Genomic DNA, 16,675 nt, shown 5'->3' on the forward strand with positions numbered 1-16,675 from the left:
AATGCGGTGGTGTGCGTCATGATGGGGCTGAGGTCGGGCCTTCGGATGTCCAAAAGTTTAGGCTGCGCACCCTTCGCGGCGGTGCTTCAATGAGGGTCTTGCATAAAGCAGGCTGCGGTTGTGCGACTCGCTACAGCAGATCCTGCCGTCGTGCATATGGCAGAGGCCTTCACTCGGACGCACCCGACCGTTGCGCCCGCGCCGGCCGGTCAGCGCGGGTGGGGAAACAGCCGCTCGATCGGGCAGTGCGTCTTGATGAACGGCGACTTGATGACGATGTAGCTGAAGTATTTCGCGATGCCGATGTTGCGTTCGAGCAGTTCCTCGATCACTTCCTGGTAGTGGTTCACGCCGCGCGTGAGGAAGCGAAGCAGGTAGTCGTAGCCGCCGCTGACCAGATGGCATTCGAGCACCTCGTCGACCTCGCGGATGGCGGTTTCGAAACGGACGAAATCCTCGCGGTGGTGGTCGGACAGCGTGACCTCGGTGAAGACGGTCAGCGTGTCGCCGAGCTTCTCGAGCCGCAGGTGTGCGCCGTAGCCGGCGATGTAGCCGGCCTGCTCCAGGCGCTTGACGCGGATCAGGCAGGGGCTGGGCGAGAGGCCCACCGCGTCCGCCAGATCCACATTGGTCATGCGCCCGTTGCGCTGCAGCTGAGCCAGGATGCGCAGGTCGAGCCGGTCGATCTTGAAAACTTCTGACATGACGTTGCCCCAAACGAAGAGAGGTCGATTCTGCGTCGCCGGAGAAGGCGGCTCGGCGCTTTCGTTCAGGCTGCAAGCGCAGCCCGCACATCGGGCGCGTCAAGCACTTCGTCCAGCGTCTTCTTCAGGCGCGAGAACATCTGGGCGAACTCGTCTTCCGTGAACGTGAGCGCGGGCGCAAAACCGAGGATGTGATCGCCGAAAGAGCGGAACACCAGGCCGTTCTTGTAGCCGGTCGCGAAGATCCTGTCCGACAGGCCGAGCGCTGCGTCGAAGCCGCGCTTGCTGGCCTTGTCGCTGACCAGCTCCAGCGCGCCCAGCAAGCCGCGATGCCGCGCATCGCCCACCAGCGGATGCGAGCGCAGCGCATCGAGGCCGGCCGCGAAATGGGCCGCACCGTGCTGGCCGTTGGCGAGTACCCCGCCCTCCTGGTAGAGCCGCAGCACCTCGAGCGCAACGGCAGCGCCGACCGGGTGCGCCGAGTAGGTGGCGCCATGGCCGATCGGCGCGCCGGGCGGGGCGCCGTCGGCGATGCCGGCATAGACCTTGTCGCTCATCATCGTCGCGCCCATCGGCACGTAGCCGGAGGTCAGGCCCTTGGCCAGGGTCATCAGGTCGGGTTCCACGCCTTCGGCCTCGCACGCGAACATCGGGCCGGTGCGGCCGAAGCCGGTGATGACCTCGTCCACGACGAACAGGATGTCGAGCTCGCGCGTGGCGTCGCGCATGGCCTTCAGCCAGCCCTTGGGCGGCACGATGACGCCGCCCGAGCCCTGGATCGGCTCGCAGAAGAATGCGGCCACGTTGTCGGCGCCCAACTCGGCCACCTTGGCACGCAGCGACGCGACCGACGCGGCGATCAGCGCCTGCGGATCGGCGCCGTCCGCATGGCGGTAGGGATTGGGCGAGGGAATGTAGTGCTGCGTCGGCAGCGGCAGATCGAAGCCGCGATGGAAAACCGGCAGCGCGGTCAGCCCGGCGCCGGTGGACGACGAGCCGTGGTAGCCGCGCTCCAGTGCGATGAAGTGCTTCTTCGACGGTTTGCCGATCGCGTTGTAGTACTGCACGATGAAGCGCACGGCGGCGTCAACGGCGTCAGAGCCGCCGAGCGTCAGGTAGACGCGGGTGAGAGAGGCCGGCGCGATCTGCACCAGCTTTTCGGCGAGGCGGATGGCCGGCTCGCTGCTGAAGTGAAAGTAGCCGGTGGCGTAGGGCAGGCGCCGCATCTGCTCGGTGGCCGCCTGCACTACGCTCTCCTGGCCGTAGCCCACGTTCACACACCAGAGGCCGGCGAAGGCATCCAGCAGCTCGTGGCCGTTGGCATCGGTCAGCCAGGCGCCGCGCGCGGAGGCCAGCACGGTCGGGCCGCGCTGCTCGTGCACACGCCATGGCGAGACGGGATGGATCAGGTGGGCGCGGTCGATCGCGTCGAGTGCGGCTTGGTCGGGCAATGCGGAGGGATGCGTCATGGCGGTGTCGGGTGGGGTGAGAGCGAAGGAAGCTTTCAATGCCCTTAGCGTAGGTCGCGCGGCACGCGGCGTGGTGCTGCTTTGGGGCCATCGCACAAACCAGCCTGCGGTTATGCGCCCTGCCACAGCACATCCTGCTGGCGCTCAGTAACCCCGGCTGCGGTCGACCAGGCCGACCATCGGCTCGCCGGCTTCGAAGCGGCGCAGGTTGTCGAGCACCGCCTCGGCTGCGCTCAGCGGCTGCGTCATGCTCGCGATATGCGGTGTGAGCTGGATGCGCGGATGGCGCCAGAACGGGTGGGCCGCAGGCAGTGGCTCCGGGTCGGTCACATCGAGCACGGCCTCGCTGATCTGCCCGCTGTCCAATGCGGACAACAGGTCGGTATCGACCAGCTGCGGCCCGCGGCCGACCTGCACCAGCCCGGCGCCAGCCGGCAGCATCGAGAACAGCCTTGCGTCGAGAAAAGCGCGGGTCGAATCAGTCAGGGGCAACAGGCACACCAGGATGTCGGTGCGCTCAAGAAAGCCGGGCAGGCCATCCGCGCCGGCATGGCATGCCACGCCGTCGACGGCGTGCCGCGAACGGCTCCATCCCGCGCAGTCGAAACCCAGCCCGACCAGTTGTGCCAGCACCGCCTGGCCAAGCGACCCGAGGCCGAGCACGCCAACGCGCCGTTGCCCGGCGGGCCGCACCGGCAGCGGCTGCCACAAGCCCTCGGCCTGCTGGCGGCGGTAGCGCGGCATGTCGCGGTGCAGGCCGAGCACCGCGTGTGTCACGTACTCGACCATGCCGCCGACGATGCCGGGCTCGACCATGCGTACCACCGGCAGCGCAGGCGGTAGCGCGGCGAAGTCGAACTGGTCGACCCCCGCGCCGGAAGAGAACAGTACCTCGAGCCGCGGAAACCGGCTGGACAGGTCCGCCGGCGGCTCCCAAGCCGCGAGAAAGCGCACCTGCGCCGGGTCGCCGATGTCGGGCCAGATGCGGAAGTCGATCGCGGGTGCGCGGCGCCGGAACACTTCGGCCCACTGGCGGCCGCGCTCCGGATCGGATTTATAGAGAAAAGTGGTGTGCATGGTGTGAGGGACTCAGTCCGGGAACACCGCGGAACCGGCTTTGCCGGGCCGCCGGTGTTGCCCCCGGCAGGGGGTTGGCGAAGCGACACGAAGTGCGCGAAGACTGGGGGAGAGCTTCACCTCATCCCATCGCCTGGGTCACGATCGCGAACAGGAAGGGGCCGTCCGGCGCCACGGCGAGCGGGGTGCCGCGCACCATCGTCGTCGGCGCATCCACGCGCCGCAGGCCGACGTCCTCGAGCCATTCCGCCAGTCCGCTGGCGAAATCGATGTCGATGCGCGTGAAGTTGCCCGAACTCAAACCGACCAGATGCGCGATCAACGCCTTGGCGCCCGTGGCGTCGGGCGCCGCCACCGGGCCGATCACATGCCCGCGCCCGAAGCGGCGCAGCATCGCGAAGCCCCGCGCTGCGTTGTCGTGGTCGAGCACGACACAGGCCTCGGCGGTGGCCAACAGGTCGGCCATGAGCGCATCGCGCGGCATGCCACGCGCCGCGGCGTCCAGTGCGCACAGCGCCGGGGTCTCGTTCAGGCCGGCCGGCCGCAGGCGCCATCCCTGCGGGAGTTCGACCAGTGGCGCCGACAGCGCAATGCCCTGGTGCTGCCGCACTTCGCCGACGCGCACGAAGCCCAGTCGCTCATAGAGGCCCTGCCCCGCGGCGGTGGCATGCAGCAGCACGGTGTGCGCATCAAGGCCCTCGAGCAGCGCGCTCATCAACCGGTGCCCGACGCGCCGGCCCTGGCAGGCCGGCGTAACGATCACGAGGCCGATGGTCGCGTGGCTCTCACCCCAGCGCCAGCGCTGGGCGGTGGCGACGATCTCGCCGTCGCGCTCGGCGACGAAGCCTTCGGCATGCGCGAATGCCTGCTCCCAATCGGCCGGGCGATGCGGCCAGCGCAGTTCGGCCGACAGTGCGTGCGCTTGTGGCAGGTCGGCGGGGGTCATCGGTCTTAGCAACACACCGTCGGCGACGGCGACATCCTGGGTTTGATCGGGCATCGGCAAGCTCTCCTAACGAACGGAAATGCGGCCCATCTTGGACGACATCGGGCCTCGGCACCAGACCGAAATCGCCTTGCGCCGCAACTCGCAAGCTTCGTCTGCCGCACGCCGGGGTTTTGCAATTCGCTGCCGTGCCGCACCCGCATACGCACACAAATGCCGCAGCAACCTGCCTAGCATCGACCGCACCGCGCCGGCCACTCCTGCATCCCTTCACCAGCCCCTACTTCATGCACGCCTTCGATCCTCTCGACATCCCGTCAGACCGTCGCGGCCGACCTGCGCTTCAAAAGCGTGCTGGTCGACGTTGCCGCGACGCATTGAGGTGCATGCGAGCACGCGCGGATGCATACCGCACGCCATGCCGCCAGGCCACCTCGAAACCGCAGCTTCGATGCGCCAGCCGCCCGATTTCCCAACGACGCCGGCACGGCTGCATGCTGCAATCACTTCGTAATGAGTTTGTCGCAAATGCCGTATATGGCAGCGGCCCGCACCGGTCGGAAACCGATTTGATAAAGGCTTGGAAACCATGACAATTCGCCCGAAGTACGTGACCTTCGACTGTTACGGCACCCTGACGCGCTTTCGCATGAGCGAGATGACGCGCGAGATCTTTGCCGACCGCATCCCCGCCGAACGCATGGAGCAGTTCGCCGCTGACTTCACGTCCTACCGCTTCGACGAGGTGCTCGGCGCCTGGCAGCCCTACGAAGTGGTGCTGAAGAACGCTGTGCGGCGCCTGTGCAAAAAGTGGAAGATCCAGTACATCGACGCCGACGCGCAGAAATACTATGACGCGGTGCCGACCTGGGGCCCGCACGACGACGTGGCGGCCGGTCTTGCCATCGTGGCCAAGGAGATTCCGCTGGTGATCTTGTCAAACGCCTCGGACGACCAGATCCAGAAGAACGTGGCAATGCTCGGTGCGCCCTTCCATCGCGTCTACACGGCCCAGCAGGCCCAGGCGTACAAGCCGCGGCTGCAGGCTTTCGAATACATGATCGACTCGCTCGGCTGCAACCCCGAGGACGTGCTGCACGTGTCCTCCAGCCTGCGCTACGACCTGATGTCGGCGGACGACATGGGCATCGTCAACAAGGTCTTCGTGAACCGCGGCCACGGCCCGGGCAATCCGGCCTACCGTTATGTAGAGATCAAGGACATCGGCGGCCTGCCGGGCGTCGTCGGCCTCTGATCCCCCACGACTTGCCAAGTCTCACCACGCCATGAAGCTCGACTCCTACTGGACCGATTCGGCGCCGGCCTTCGTACCGGCGGCGGCCGAGCTGCCGGCGCAGGTCGATGTCGCCATCGTCGGCGGCGGCTTCACCGGGCTCTCGGCGGCACTGGCGTTCGCCAAGCGCGGTGCGCGCGTCGCGGTGCTCGAAGCCGGCAGCCGCGTCGCGGCCGAGGCGTCGGGGCGCAACGGAGGGCATGTCAACAACGGCCTGGCGGTCGACTACGCCGAGGTCGCGGCCAGGGTGGGGGTGGCGCGCGCCCGGGCCTGGTACCACGCCTACGACGACGCGGTCGACACGGTGGAACGGCTGGTGCGCGCAGAAGCCATCGACTGCGACTTCATGCGGCACGGCAAGCTCAAGCTCGCGACGCGCGCTCACCAGATGGAAACCCTGCAGCGCAGCGCGCAGCGCCTCATCGACGATGGCGTCGATACCGACGTCGAGATCCTCGACGCGGCGCGCGTTCATGCCGAAGTACAGAGCGAGCGTTTCGAGGGCGGCCTGCTCTACAAGCGCAGCGGCCAGATGCACATGGGCCGCTTCGCGCAGGGGCTGGCGGCCGCCGCGCAGCGCAGCGGGGCGCAGATCCACCTCGGCACCGCCGTAGGGCGCATCGAGCGCGTGGGCCGGTCTTTTGCGCACCGGCTCTACACCGCGCGAGGCACGGTCAGCGCGCAGCAGGTGCTGCTGGCCACCGGCGCTTCGCGCCATGGCGGCTACGGCAGCTTCGGCTGGCTGCGCCGGCGCATCGTGCCGATAGGCAGCTTCATCGTGGTCACCGAGCCGTTGGGCGCCGAGCGCGCGCAGGCCCTGCTGGCCGCGCGGCGTACCTACACAACGGTGGCCAACATCCACCACTACTTCCGGCTTACCACGGACCACCGGCTGGTGTTCGGCGGGCGTGCGCGCTTCGCGATCTCCAGCCCGCAATCGGATGCCGCCAGCGGCGAGATCCTGCGCGCCGGGCTGGCCCAGATCTTCCCGCAGCTCGGCGCCGTGCGGCTGGACTACTGCTGGGGCGGCCTGGTCGACATGACGCAGGATCGCCTGCCCCACGCCGGCGAACGCGACGGCCTCTACTACGCGATGGGCTACAGCGGCCATGGCACGCAGATGTCGGTGCATATGGGCGAGCGCATGGCCGCCGTGATGGCCGGCGATGCGAACGCCAACCCCTGGGAGGGCCGCAAGTGGCCGGCAATCCCGGGGCACTTCGGCCCGCCCTGGTTCCTGCCGGCAGTCGGCCTCTACTACACGCTCAAGGATCGGCTGGCCTGAGCGCCATCCGCATCACCCTGCTTTCTGTCCCCGAGTTCTTCAACTACAGGCTTCATCAGGAGTACCCCACCATGAACGACAGCAACGGCAACAAGCGCTTCGAAACCCTCGTCGGCCCCGACGAGAGCCTTCGCATGATGGAGTCGCTCCGGCGCGGCGCCACGCGGCGCGACATCCTCGCAATGCTGATGGCCGGCGGCATGCAGGCAACGCTGGCCGGCGGCATCGCGGGCGCTGCGATGTCGGCCCATGCGCAGACGCCGAGGAAGGGCGGGCGCATCCGCGTCGCCGGCGCCACTGCCGCCGCGACCGACACGCTCGATCCGGCCAAGCAGTCGAACCAGACCGACTACTCGCGCTGCAACATGATCTTCAACGGCCTGACCTCGCTGGACTCCAGCCTCACGCCGCAGCCCGCGCTGGCAGAATCGTTTACCACCAAGGACGCCAAGACTTGGGTCTTTACGCTGCGCAAGGGCGTGACCTTCCACGACGGCAAGGCGCTCGCGCCGGCCGACGTCGTGTTCTCGGTGATGCGCCACAAGGACCCGGCCACCGCTTCCAAGGCCAAGGTGCTCGCCGACCAGATCGAAAGCGCCAAGGCCACCGGCGCCAACGAAGTGACCTTTGTGCTCAGCGCGCCGAACGCCGACCTGCCGGTGATCCTGGGCACCTTCCACTTCCAGATCGTCAAGGAAGGCACCACCGACTTCAACGCCGGCATCGGCACAGGGCCCTACAAGCTCAAGGAATTCAAGCCCGGCGTGCGCTCGCTGATGGTGCGCAACGACGCCTATTGGAAGCCCGGCAAGCCCTACCTCGACGAGATCGAGTTCGTGGGCATCGGCGACGAGAGTGCGCGCGTCAACGCGCTGCTGTCGGGCGGCATGGACCTGGTGGGCTCGGTCAATCCGCGCTCGGTGGAGCGCGTGAAGGGTACGCCCGGCTTCGGCATTCTGGTCACCCAGTCCGGCCAGTACTCCGACCTCATCATGCGCAAGGACGTGGGCCCCGGTGCCAACCCTGACTTCGTGCTCGGCATGAAGCACCTGTTCGACCGCGAGCAGATGAAGAAGACCATCGCGCTCGACTACGCGGTGGTCGCCAACGACCAGCCGATCGATCCGACCAACCGCTTCTACTTCGCCGGCCTGCCGCAGCGCCCCTTCGACCTCGACAAGGCGAAGTTCCACCTGCAAAAATCCGGTGTTACGGGCAAGGTGCCGATGGTGGCTTCGCCCGCGGCGCTGTACTCGGTGGAGATGGCGCTGCTGCTGCAGCAGACGGCGCAGCGCGCGGGGCTGGAGATCGACATCAAGCGCATGCCGGCCGACGGCTACTGGTCGAACCACTGGCTCAACAGCCATGTGGGCTTCGGCAACGTGAACCCGCGCCCGAGCGCCGACGTGCTGCTGACGCAGTTCTTCCAGTCGGGCGCGGCCTGGAACGAGTCGCGCTGGAAGAGCGACAAGTTCGACCAGTTGCTGCTGGCCTCGCGCGCCGAGACCGACCTGGCCAAGCGCAAGCAGATGTATGCCGACATGCAGACCATGATCCACCAGGATGCCGGCATCGGCATTCCGCTGTTCCTCTCGAGCCTCGACGGCCATACCTCCAAGCTCAAGGGCCTGTCGCCCATCCCGCTGGGCGGCTTGATGGGCTACAACTTCGCGGAGAACGTGTGGCTGGAGGCTTGACGCCTGCCCGGCCACTCGTCTCGCCCCACGGAGCACAGAGATGAACCAATTAATCCTCAAGCTTCTCGCCCAGCGCATCGCGCTGGCGTTGCTGTCGCTGCTGGCGGTGTCGGTGATCGTGTTTTCGATCACCGCGGTGCTGCCCGGCGATGCCGCGCAGGAGCAGCTCGGCCAGGACGCCACGCCCGCGGCGGTGGCCGCGCTGCGCGCCCAGATGGGCCTGGACGTGCCGGCGCCCGAGCGCTACGCCAAGTGGCTGCTCGGCATGTTGAAGGGCGACTCCGGCCGCTCCGCAACCACGCAGATGCCGGTGGCCGAGCTGGTCGCCAGCCGCCTGCCCAACTCGCTGCTGCTGGCCGCCGTCACGGCGCTGTTCTCGGTGCCGATCGCGCTGGCGCTCGGCATCGCCTCGGCGGTATGGCGCGGCTCGTGGTTCGACCGCGCCGCCTCGACGACGGCGGTGGGCGTGGTGTCGGTTCCGGAGTTCCTGGTCGCGACGCTGGCGGTGCTGGTGTTCGCAGTCAAGCTGCGCTGGCTGCCGGCGCTCTCCTTCGTCAACGACATCGAGTCGCTGGGCCAGCTGCTGCGCGCCTTCGCGATGCCGGTGCTGGTGCTGTGCTGCGTGATCGTGGCGCAGATGATGCGCATGACGCGCGCCGCGGTGATCGACCAGCTCGAGGCACCCTACATCGAGATGGTGCGGCTCAAGGGCGCTTCGCCGATGCGCATGGTGCTGGCACACGCGCTGCCCAATGCGGTGGGACCGATCGCCAATGCGGTGGCGCTGAGCCTGTCGTACCTGCTCGGCGGCGTGATCATCGTCGAGACCATCTTCAACTACCCCGGCATCGCCAAGCTGATGGTCGACGGCGTGTCGCAGCGCGACATGCCGCTGGTGCAGACCTGCGCCATGATCTTCTGCTGCGCCTACCTGATCCTGGTGACGACGGCCGACATCTTCGGCATCCTTGCCAACCCGCGGCTGCGGCACCGTTGAGGAAAGCACCATGGAAACGTCCACCTCTTCAACGGTCGTGAGCGCCGCCGCCTCCCTGGCACCAACGCCGCAAGAGCGCCGAGGCGGCCCGCTGCGCTGGCTCACCGGCTTCGGCCCATCCGGCCTGCTCGGCCTCGCAGTGCTGCTGTTCTGGCTGCTCGCGGCGTTGCTCGGGCCCTGGCTGCTCTCGCACAGTGCGGCGACCGTGGGCACCTCGAACGTCTTCGAGCCGATCAGCGCGAAGCACTGGCTGGGCACCGACTACCTCGGGCGCGACATGCTGGCGCTCATCATCGAGGGGGCGCGCTACACCATCGGCGTCGCGCTGTTTGCCACGCTGCTGGCAAGCGGTACCGGCATCACGCTCGCGCTGCTGGCCGCGGCCAGCGGCCGCTGGATTGACGCGGTGCTCAGCCGCGGCCTTGACACGCTGACGGCGATCCCGAGCAAGATGTTCGCGCTCATCATGGTGGCGGGCTTCGGCTCCGCGGTGCCGATGCTGGTGGTCACGGCGGGCATCATCTACGTGCCGGGCGCCTACCGCATGGCGCGCTCGCTGGCCGTCAACATCAACGCACTCGACTACGTGACCGTGGCGCGCACGCGCGGCGAGGGCACGCTCTACATCATGCTGCGCGAGATCCTGCCCAACATCCTGGGCCCGATGCTGGCCGACCTGGGTCTGCGCTTCGTTTACGTCGTGCTGCTGCTGGCGAGTCTGAGCTTCCTGGGCCTGGGCATCCAGCCGCCCGCGGCCGACTGGGGCTCGCTGGTGCGCGAGAACATCGGCGCGCTGGCCATGGGCGGCGCCTCGGTGATCGTGCCGGCGCTGGCCATCGCGAGCCTGACCATCGCCGTCAATCTCGTCATCGACAACCTGCCGGGCCGCACGGCCCGCGAAAGAGGAGCACGCTGATGGGCGCCCCACTCACCGTCGAGGGACTGAGCATCGTGGCTGGCAACAGCACGCTGGTCGACAACCTGAGCTTTTCCGTGCAGCCCGGCGAGGTGTTGGCGCTGATCGGCGAATCGGGTTCCGGCAAGACCACCACCGCGCTGGCGCTGATGGGCTATGCACGCAGCGGCTGCCGCATCTCGGCCGGCCGGGTGCAGATCGGCGACACCGACGTGCTGGCACTCGATGCCGCGCGGCAGCGCTCGCTGCGGGGCCGCACGGTCTCCTACATCGCGCAGAGCGCGGCCGCCTCCTTCAATCCCTCGCGCACGATCATGGACCAGGTGGTCGAGCCGACCGTCATCCACGGCCTGTGCAAGCGGGCCGAGGCCGAGGCGAAGGCGGTGCAGCTGTTCCGCGAGCTTGCGCTGCCCGATCCGGAAAACATCGGCGCGCGCTATCCGCACCAGGTCTCCGGCGGCCAGCTGCAGCGGCTGATGGCGGCGATGGCGCTGATCGGCGACCCCGACCTGGTGATTCTCGATGAGCCGACCACCGCGCTCGACGTGACGACGCAGATCGAAGTGCTGCGCGCTTTCCGCCGCGTGGTGCGCGAGCGCCGCGCCACCGCCGTGTACGTGAGCCACGACCTGGCCGTGGTGGCGCAAATGGCCGACCACATCCTGGTGCTGCGCAACGGCAAGATGAGCGAGCTGAACGCCACCGAGCAGATTCTCTCGGCCCCGGTCGACGACTACACGAAGTGCCTGCTGGCAGCCGCGCGGCCCGCGGTGCGCGCGTCGGGCCAGACCTCGGGCGATTCCGCGCTGCTGCTCCACGTGCACGAGCTTTCATGCGGCTACGGCGCAGTGGACGCGAAAGGCCAACCGGCCAAGCTCATCCTCGAGGACATCAACCTCAAGCTCTACCGCGGGCAGGCCATCGGCGTGATCGGCGAGTCGGGCTCCGGCAAGACCACGCTGGCACGCGCGGTCGCAGGCTTGTTGAAGCCCTGCCACGGCAGCGTCACTTTCGACGGGCACGCACTCAAGCCCACGCTGCAGCAGCGCAGCCCCGAGGAGCTGCGCCGCATCCAGATCGTCTTCCAGATGGCCGACACGGCGTTGAACCCGTCGCAGACCATCTGGCGCATCCTGGCGCGACCGCTGCAGTTCTACAAGGGCTTGCGCGGCGAACCGCTCAAGCGGCGCATCCATGAACTGCTCGATCTGGTGAAGTTGCCGCATTCGGTGGCCGACCGCCTGCCGGGCGGGCTTTCGGGCGGGCAGAAGCAGCGCGTCAACCTGGCGCGCGCGCTGGCGGCCGAGCCCGACCTGATCCTCTGCGACGAGGTGACCTCGGCGCTGGACACCGTGGTTGCCGCGGCGGTGCTCGACCTCATGGCCGAGCTGCGGCGCGAGCTCGGCGTGTCCTACCTGTTCATCAGCCACGACCTGCACACCGTGCGTTCGGTGTGCGACGAAATCGTGGTGATGCAACACGGGCGCAAGCTCTCGCAAGTGGCGCGGGTCGACTACGAGCGCGGGCCGCACCACCCCTACTACGAACTGCTCGCGCGCTCCGTGCCCGAGCTGCGCCGCGGCTGGCTGGACGACATGGATCGCGTGGCGGCCACATCGGCAAAAGCAGCCGCCCCATCAAGCAGAGAGGCACAGACATGACCCCCACATTCCGAATCGCACTGATCGCCGGCGACGGCATTGGCAAGGAAGTGATGCCCGAGGGCCTGCGCGTGGTGATGGCTGCGGCCGAGCGCTTCGGCTTCGAGCTCGATTGCCGCACCATCGAATGGGCCAGCTGCGACTACTACGCCGAGCACGGCCAGATGATGCCCGACGACTGGAAGGAGCAGCTCAAGGGCGTGGATGCGCTCTATTTCGGCGCTGTAGGCTGGCCCGCGACGGTGCCCGACCACGTATCGCTGTGGGGGTCACTGCTCAAGTTCCGCCGCGAGTTCGACCAGTACATCAACCTGCGCCCGGTGCGCCTGTTCGAGGGCGTGCCCTGCCCGCTGGCAGGCCGCAAGCCCGGCGATATCGACTACCTCGTGGTGCGCGAGAACACCGAGGGCGAGTACACCTCGCTCGGCGGCGTGATGTACGAGGGCACCGAGCGCGAGATCGTGATCCAGGAATCGGTGTTCTCGCGCCACGGCACCGACCGGGTGCTCAGGTACGCCTACGAGCTCGCCCAGGCGCGCGAGAAAAAGCACCTGACCGTGGCCACCAAGAGCAACGGCATCGCGATCAGCATGCCCTGGTGGGACGGCCGCGCCGATGCGATCGGCCGCGACTACCCCGAGGTGAAGGTCGACAAGCAGCACATCGACATCCTGTCGGCGCGCTTCGTGCTGCAGCCCACGCGCTTCGACGTGGTGGTTGCGAGCAACCTGTTCGGCGACATCCTTTCCGACCTCGGGCCCGCAACCACCGGCACCATCGGCCTGGCGCCGTCGGCCAACCTCAACCCCGATCGCAAATTCCCGTCGCTGTTCGAGCCGGTGCACGGATCGGCGCCCGACATCTACGGCCAGAACATCGCCAACCCGATCGCCATGATCTGGTCAGGCGCGCTGATGCTGGACTTCCTCACGCAAGGCCAGGGCATCGGGCGTGCCGCACACGACGCGATCGTCGCCGCGATCGAGGCGGTGCTGCGCGAAGGGCCGCGCACGCGCGACCTCGGCGGCACGGCCTCCACGACGGAGCTGGGCATAGCCATCGCCGAGCGCGTCGCTGGTTGATTCACCCCCAGGCTTCGCGCACTTCGTGTCGCTACGCCAACCCCCTCTCCGGGGGCAACACCAGCGGCCCGGCAAAGCCGGTTCCGCGGTGTTTCTGGAAGGGCCTCCTTTCCAACATTCAACGAACCTTGAACCGACCATGCCACTGACTCTCCAGCGCCAGGACTTGATGCCCGGCACCCACCTCATCGGCGCCGAATGGCGCGAGGCGAGCGATGGGCGCCGCCTCGACGTGACCGACCCCGCCACCGACACTGTCTTCGCGAGCGTGCCCGACGGCACGGCCGCCGATGCGCGCGCCGCGGTGGATGCGGCGCATGCCGCCTACCCGGCCTGGCGCGCCGTGCCCGCCAAGCAACGCGCACAGATCCTCAAGCGCTGGAACGACCTGATGCTCGCCCACCAGGACGACCTGGGTCGCCTGATCTCGCACGAGCAGGGCAAGCCGCTGGCCGAAGGCAAGGGGGAGGTGCTGTATGCCGCCAGCTACGTCGAATGGTTTGGCGAAGAGGCCACGCGCGCCAACGGCGAGGTGATCCCCGCGCCGGTGACGGGCCGTCGCATGATGGCCTTGAAAGAGCCGGTCGGCGTGGTGGCGGCGATCACGCCGTGGAATTTTCCGGCCGCCATGATCGCGCGCAAGATCGCGCCGGCACTCGCGGCCGGCTGCACCGTGGTGTGCAAGCCGGCCGAAGACACCCCGCTCACCTCGCTTGCGCTGGTCAAGCTGGCGCAGGAGGCGGGCGTGCCGGCCGGCGTGCTGAACATCGTGACTGCCTCGCGCGAGCGCACGCCGGGCGTGGTCGATGCGTGGCTCGACGACGCTCGCGTGCGCAAGATCACGTTCACGGGCTCCACGCCAGTGGGCAAGCACCTGGCGCGGCGCTCGGCCGACACGCTCAAGAAGCTGTCGCTCGAACTCGGCGGGAATGCGCCCTTCATCGTGTTCGACGATGCCGATGTCGATGCCGCGGTCGAGGGCCTGATGGCCGCCAAGTTCCGCAACGGCGGCCAGACCTGCGTGAGCCCGAACCGCGTCTTCGTGCAGGCCGCGGTACACGATGCGTTCGTCGAGAAACTTGGCGCGCGGGTTGGCGCACTGAAGGTCGGGCCCGCGACCGAGGCCGACTCGCAGATCGGCCCGATGATCAACGCACGCGCGGTCGACAAGATCGATCGCCATGTGCGCGACGCCGTCGCACGCGGCGCGCGCGTGGTCGTCGGTGGGGAGCGGCTGCGCTCCTCGCGCTGCGACGGCCCGAACTACTACGCCCCTACCGTGCTGGTGAACGCCGACGCGACCATGGAATGCAGTTGCGAGGAAACCTTCGGGCCGGTGGTGCCGGTCACCCGCTTCGACACCGAGGCCGAGGTGATCGCCGCCGCCAACGACACGCCCTTTGGCCTGGCCGCCTACTTCTATTCGACCGACGTGCGCCGCATCGCGCGCGTGGCGGACGCATTGGAGTCCGGCATCGTCGGCATCAACGAAGGCGCGCTGGCGGCCGAGGCGGCGCCCTTCGGCGGCGTGAAGGAATCGGGCTACGGACGCGAGGGCTCAGTGCATGGCCTGGACGACTACATGCACGTCAAGTACGTCTGCCAAGGCCAGCTTTAAAAAATAGAACGCGGCCTGCGCGTTCAGGCCGGCGCGGCCTCGGGGGACGCCGACAGGCCACGCACCGCCCTGCGCGCATAGCGGTCGATGGACAGGCCTTCGGTGCTGATGTCCGGGCGCTGCCCTGTCACCATGTCCGCAATCAGCTTGCCGGAGCCGCAGGCCATGGTCCAGCCGAGCGTGCCGTGGCCGGTGTTGAGAAACAGGTTCGGATAACGGGTGGCGCCGACGATCGGCGTGCTGTCCGGCGTCATCGGGCGCAGGCCGGTCCAGAAGGTGGCACGCGATACGTCGCCCCCCGGAAACAGGTCGTTCGCGACCAGTTCCAGCGTGGCGCGGCGACGCGGATCGAGCCGCAGGTCGTAGCCGCCGAGCTCGGCCATGCCGCCAACGCGGATGCGGTCATCGAAGCGCGTGACGGCGATCTTGTAGGTCTCGTCGAGCACGGTGGACTGCGGCGCGAGCGCCGGATTGACCAGCGGCACGGTCAGCGAATAGCCCTTGACCGGGTACACCGGCAGGTCGATGCCGAGTGGCTCCAGCGCCTGGCGCGAGTAGCTGCCGAAGGCGAGCACGTAGCGATCCGCCTTCAGCAATTGGCCACCCGCGCGCACGCCTGCGATGCGGCCGCCTTCCATGACGAGGCCATCGACCGGCCGATCCAGTTCAAAGTTCACGCCGAGGCCGCGCGCGACTTCGGCCAAGGCGTTGGTGAAGCGATGGCAGTCGCCGGTCTCGTCGTTCGGCAGACGCAGGCCGCCGGCCAGGCGATCGCGCGCCTGCGCCAGGCCGGGCTCGACCTGCGCGAGCTGGTCGCGCGTGAGCAGCTGGTACGGCACGTTGCATTCCTGCAGCACGGCAATGTCGCGCTGCACCGCGTCGAGCTGGGCCTGCGTGCGGAACAGCTGCAAGGTGCCGCCGGTGCGCTGCTCGTACTGGATGCCGGTGTCGACGCGCAACTGCTGCAGGCACGCGCGGCTGTACTCGGCCACGCGCATCATGCGTTCCTTGTTGATCGCGTAGCGCTCCGGCGAGCAGTTGCGGAGCATCTGTGCCATCCACCGCAACTGGAACAGGCTGCCGTCGAGCCGGATGGCCAGCGGCGCGTGCTTCTGGAACATCCACTTCAGCGCCTTGAGCGGAATGCCCGGCGCGGCCCACGGCGTGGAGTAGCCGGGCGACACCTGCCCGGCGTTCGCGAAGCTGGTTTCGAGGGCCAGGCCCTCGCGTCGATCGAACAACGTGACCTCTGCCCCCGAGCGCGCGAGGTAGTACGCCGTGCTGGTGCCGATGACACCGCCGCCCAAAACCATGACTTTCATTAGTACAACCGTCAGATAGAGTAGATCTGGTCAACTCTATTACTGGCTATCCAGTAGATTCACCTGAACTTCTGGTGATTCTCAGTGATTTTTCTTGTCTTTTTGGTGCATCCGCACTGGAGAAAGTGACATGGCAGAGTTAGACCGTACCGACCGCAAGATCCTCGACATCCTGCAGCGCCAGGGACGCATCACCATGACCGAGCTGGCCGACCAGATCGGTCTGTCGACCTCACCCTGCACCGAGCGGGTGAAGCGGATGGAGCGCGACGGCGTGATCTCCGGCTACTACGCCCGGCTGTCGCCCGAGGCGCTGGGCAAGACGCTGCTGGTGTTCGTCGAAATCAAGCTCGCCTCGAAGTCAGGCGACGTTTTCGACAAGGTGAAAAAGGAACTGCTGCACGTGCCGGACGTGCAGGAATGCCATCTGGTTTCCGGCAGCTTCGACTACCTCGTCAAGGCGCGGCTCGGCGGCATGAGCGAGTACCGTCGGCTGCTCGGCGACATCCTCAAGAAGTTGCCCGTCGCAGCCGAGTCGCACAGCTATGTCGTGATGGAGGAAGTGAAGGAAACCCTGGCGCTGCGAATCGACCGGTGAATTCACGCG

The 16,675-nt window shown here is 67.7% G+C and carries 14 protein-coding genes; 9 read left to right on the top strand and 5 right to left on the bottom strand.

The window, feature by feature from the left end; genetic code table 11:
• Positions 1-209 precede the first annotated feature (209 nt).
• From ACSFA8_RS10390 to ACSFA8_RS10405, 4 genes are all read right to left on the bottom strand, one after another.
• Positions 210-704 carry an Lrp/AsnC family transcriptional regulator gene (locus ACSFA8_RS10390; protein WP_435479433.1) on the bottom strand — a complete coding sequence of 165 codons (495 nt, stop codon included), beginning with the start codon at positions 702-704 and terminating at the stop codon, positions 210-212.
• A gap of 65 nt (positions 705-769) precedes the next feature.
• Positions 770-2,173, bottom strand: a complete 1,404-nt coding sequence (locus tag ACSFA8_RS10395) for an aspartate aminotransferase family protein (protein ID WP_435479434.1) — start codon at positions 2,171-2,173, stop codon at positions 770-772.
• Between the two features lie 144 nt (positions 2,174-2,317).
• A complete protein-coding gene (locus ACSFA8_RS10400) occupies positions 2,318-3,250 on the bottom strand; it encodes a 2-hydroxyacid dehydrogenase (protein WP_435479435.1) in 933 nt (310 codons plus the stop codon).
• A 121-nt stretch (positions 3,251-3,371) separates the two neighbouring features.
• Positions 3,372-4,250: a GNAT family N-acetyltransferase gene (locus ACSFA8_RS10405; protein ID WP_435479436.1), complete on the bottom strand. Its 879-nt coding sequence runs from the start codon at positions 4,248-4,250 to the stop codon at positions 3,372-3,374.
• A gap of 535 nt (positions 4,251-4,785) precedes the next feature.
• Here ACSFA8_RS10405 and ACSFA8_RS10410 point away from each other — a divergent pair.
• From ACSFA8_RS10410 to ACSFA8_RS10445, 8 genes are all read left to right on the top strand, one after another.
• On the top strand, positions 4,786-5,451 hold the full coding sequence (locus tag ACSFA8_RS10410) for a haloacid dehalogenase type II (RefSeq protein ID WP_435479437.1): 666 nt from the start codon (positions 4,786-4,788) through the stop codon (positions 5,449-5,451).
• Between the two features lie 31 nt (positions 5,452-5,482).
• A complete protein-coding gene (locus ACSFA8_RS10415) occupies positions 5,483-6,775 on the top strand; it encodes an NAD(P)/FAD-dependent oxidoreductase (protein ID WP_435479438.1) in 1,293 nt (430 codons plus the stop codon).
• A 71-nt stretch (positions 6,776-6,846) separates the two neighbouring features.
• A complete protein-coding gene (locus tag ACSFA8_RS10420; protein ID WP_435479439.1) occupies positions 6,847-8,472 on the top strand; it encodes an ABC transporter substrate-binding protein in 1,626 nt (541 codons plus the stop codon).
• A 40-nt stretch (positions 8,473-8,512) separates the two neighbouring features.
• The gene (locus ACSFA8_RS10425) at positions 8,513-9,469 is read left to right on the top strand and encodes an ABC transporter permease (protein ID WP_435479440.1); all 957 of its coding nucleotides are present in this window, start codon (positions 8,513-8,515) and stop codon (positions 9,467-9,469) included.
• A 10-nt stretch (positions 9,470-9,479) separates the two neighbouring features.
• The gene (locus tag ACSFA8_RS10430; protein WP_435479441.1) at positions 9,480-10,385 is read left to right on the top strand and encodes an ABC transporter permease; all 906 of its coding nucleotides are present in this window, start codon (positions 9,480-9,482) and stop codon (positions 10,383-10,385) included.
• Complete coding sequence (locus ACSFA8_RS10435; RefSeq protein ID WP_435479442.1) at positions 10,385-12,046, top strand: ABC transporter ATP-binding protein; 1,662 nt, start codon at positions 10,385-10,387, stop codon at positions 12,044-12,046. Before ACSFA8_RS10430 ends, ACSFA8_RS10435 begins: the two co-directional genes overlap by 1 nt.
• Complete coding sequence (locus ACSFA8_RS10440; protein ID WP_435479443.1) at positions 12,043-13,128, top strand: tartrate dehydrogenase; 1,086 nt, start codon at positions 12,043-12,045, stop codon at positions 13,126-13,128. Before ACSFA8_RS10435 ends, ACSFA8_RS10440 begins: the two co-directional genes overlap by 4 nt.
• Positions 13,129-13,267: 139 nt before the next feature.
• Complete coding sequence (locus tag ACSFA8_RS10445) at positions 13,268-14,746, top strand: NAD-dependent succinate-semialdehyde dehydrogenase (RefSeq protein ID WP_435479444.1); 1,479 nt, start codon at positions 13,268-13,270, stop codon at positions 14,744-14,746.
• 23 nt (positions 14,747-14,769) lie between these two features.
• Here the strand turns inward: ACSFA8_RS10445 and ACSFA8_RS10450 are convergent, their stop codons facing one another.
• The gene (locus tag ACSFA8_RS10450) at positions 14,770-16,068 is read right to left on the bottom strand and encodes a D-amino acid dehydrogenase (protein WP_435479445.1); all 1,299 of its coding nucleotides are present in this window, start codon (positions 16,066-16,068) and stop codon (positions 14,770-14,772) included.
• A 130-nt stretch (positions 16,069-16,198) separates the two neighbouring features.
• On the opposite strand from ACSFA8_RS10450, the gene ACSFA8_RS10455 reads away from it, so the two are divergent.
• Positions 16,199-16,666: a winged helix-turn-helix transcriptional regulator gene (locus tag ACSFA8_RS10455; RefSeq protein ID WP_435479446.1), complete on the top strand. Its 468-nt coding sequence runs from the start codon at positions 16,199-16,201 to the stop codon at positions 16,664-16,666.
• Positions 16,667-16,675 lie beyond the last annotated feature (9 nt).

Source organism: Variovorax nitratireducens (genome assembly GCF_051216545.1).
Classification (GTDB): domain Bacteria; phylum Pseudomonadota; class Gammaproteobacteria; order Burkholderiales; family Burkholderiaceae_C; genus Variovorax.

Coding starts and splice junctions, on each gene's coding strand:
- ACSFA8_RS10390 (WP_435479433.1), bottom strand. CDS start 704: ATGTCAGAAGTTTTCAAGATCGACCGGCTCGACCTGCGCATCCTGGCT.
- ACSFA8_RS10395 (WP_435479434.1), bottom strand. CDS start 2,173: ATGACGCATCCCTCCGCATTGCCCGACCAAGCCGCACTCGACGCGATC.
- ACSFA8_RS10400 (WP_435479435.1), bottom strand. CDS start 3,250: ATGCACACCACTTTTCTCTATAAATCCGATCCGGAGCGCGGCCGCCAG.
- ACSFA8_RS10405 (WP_435479436.1), bottom strand. CDS start 4,250: ATGCCCGATCAAACCCAGGATGTCGCCGTCGCCGACGGTGTGTTGCTA.
- ACSFA8_RS10410 (WP_435479437.1), top strand. CDS start 4,786: ATGACAATTCGCCCGAAGTACGTGACCTTCGACTGTTACGGCACCCTG.
- ACSFA8_RS10415 (WP_435479438.1), top strand. CDS start 5,483: ATGAAGCTCGACTCCTACTGGACCGATTCGGCGCCGGCCTTCGTACCG.
- ACSFA8_RS10420 (WP_435479439.1), top strand. CDS start 6,847: ATGAACGACAGCAACGGCAACAAGCGCTTCGAAACCCTCGTCGGCCCC.
- ACSFA8_RS10425 (WP_435479440.1), top strand. CDS start 8,513: ATGAACCAATTAATCCTCAAGCTTCTCGCCCAGCGCATCGCGCTGGCG.
- ACSFA8_RS10430 (WP_435479441.1), top strand. CDS start 9,480: ATGGAAACGTCCACCTCTTCAACGGTCGTGAGCGCCGCCGCCTCCCTG.
- ACSFA8_RS10435 (WP_435479442.1), top strand. CDS start 10,385: ATGGGCGCCCCACTCACCGTCGAGGGACTGAGCATCGTGGCTGGCAAC.
- ACSFA8_RS10440 (WP_435479443.1), top strand. CDS start 12,043: ATGACCCCCACATTCCGAATCGCACTGATCGCCGGCGACGGCATTGGC.
- ACSFA8_RS10445 (WP_435479444.1), top strand. CDS start 13,268: ATGCCACTGACTCTCCAGCGCCAGGACTTGATGCCCGGCACCCACCTC.
- ACSFA8_RS10450 (WP_435479445.1), bottom strand. CDS start 16,068: ATGAAAGTCATGGTTTTGGGCGGCGGTGTCATCGGCACCAGCACGGCG.
- ACSFA8_RS10455 (WP_435479446.1), top strand. CDS start 16,199: ATGGCAGAGTTAGACCGTACCGACCGCAAGATCCTCGACATCCTGCAG.